The organism is Vibrio sp. YT-17, assembly GCF_033337375.1.
Classification (GTDB): domain Bacteria; phylum Pseudomonadota; class Gammaproteobacteria; order Enterobacterales; family Vibrionaceae; genus Vibrio; species Vibrio alginolyticus.
In genome coordinates, this window is record NZ_JAWOQP010000143.1 from 1 (window position 1) to 1,186 (window position 1,186).

Sequence of the window (1,186 nt, forward strand, 5' to 3'; positions counted from 1 at the left end):
AATCGAATAGATAAAACAAAGGCGATACTAAGTATCGCCTTGGTTGTTTTTAACGGTTGAAAAAGTGCGTTTAGCGTGAGGTAACGATTGGGTAGTCGCCACTTACGAGTTCTTGCACAAATGCAGAACCCGCGCCCGTATGCGTGATCCACACTTTCTCTTTTGCACGCGTAATCGCGACATAGAACAGTCGGCGCTCTTCGGCATACGGGAATTTGTCTTTGGACTCGGTCAACGCACCGTCGATGTGAATCTGCTTCTTCTTCGCTGGGAACTGCCCTTCATCCACAGCCAAAATAATCACAAAATCGGCTTCTCGACCTTTACTCGCATGACAAGCCATATACCGAATATCGAGATTCGGGAATCGTCTTAACCAGTCATCATACAAATCGGGTTTGTGGTAATGGTTACGGCCAAGCAGCAATACAGACTTAGTTTGTTTCGCTTGTTGATTCAATTGATCGAGGATTTTCTCAACTTGGTTGCTTGGCGCTGTGTGCACGCTCTTTTGCTTGCGTTGTTTGTGGCTGTTGAACGTCTTCGGTAATTGTGATGGGTTTTGCTGCACGAACGTATTCGCTACATCGCCAATTTGATTATTGAAACGATAGGTCGTGTCTAGGTGATGTACCGTAGAGTGAGCGAATCGCTCTTTAAACCCAGTAATCAAGTCCACATCTGCGCCCGCAAACTGGTAAATCGCTTGCCAGTCATCGCCTACGGCAAACAAGGTTGCGCCAGGCTGCTTCTCTGTTGATTCACATAACGCTTCGATCAACGCCAAACGATCTGGAGAGATATCTTGATACTCATCGACCATAACAAAACGCCAAGGCGATACGAACTTCCCTTTATTCACGTAATCCGTTGCTCGACTTATCATGGTTGGGAAATCGACTTGATTGCTCTCTTTGAGCATTTTTTGCCATGCAGAAAAACACGGCCAACACAGTGCTAATTCGCTATTGAGGCGCGTATAGTCTTGGTGATCCACCAACTTCTCTTGCACTTGCTTTTTCGTTAAACCAACAGCAGCTAAATGCGACAATTGAGAATCCAACCAAGCAATCAGCTTCGGATTTTCCGAATGGCTACCCAGCTCATCATCACCTTTCAGATAAGCAATAGGCCATTTATCTAAATGCTTTTGCCAACGTTTGAAATTTGTTGGTGTCATCCAGTG

At 45.4% G+C, this 1,186-nt stretch carries 1 protein-coding gene; it reads right to left on the reverse strand.

Annotated features, from left to right (window positions below; all coding sequences use genetic code 11):
* Window positions 1-70: 70 nt before the first annotated feature.
* Window positions 71-1,186, reverse strand: a 1,116-nt coding sequence (helD, locus tag R7F67_RS24510) for a DNA helicase IV (protein WP_318057499.1), incomplete at its 5' end; no start/stop codon positions are given.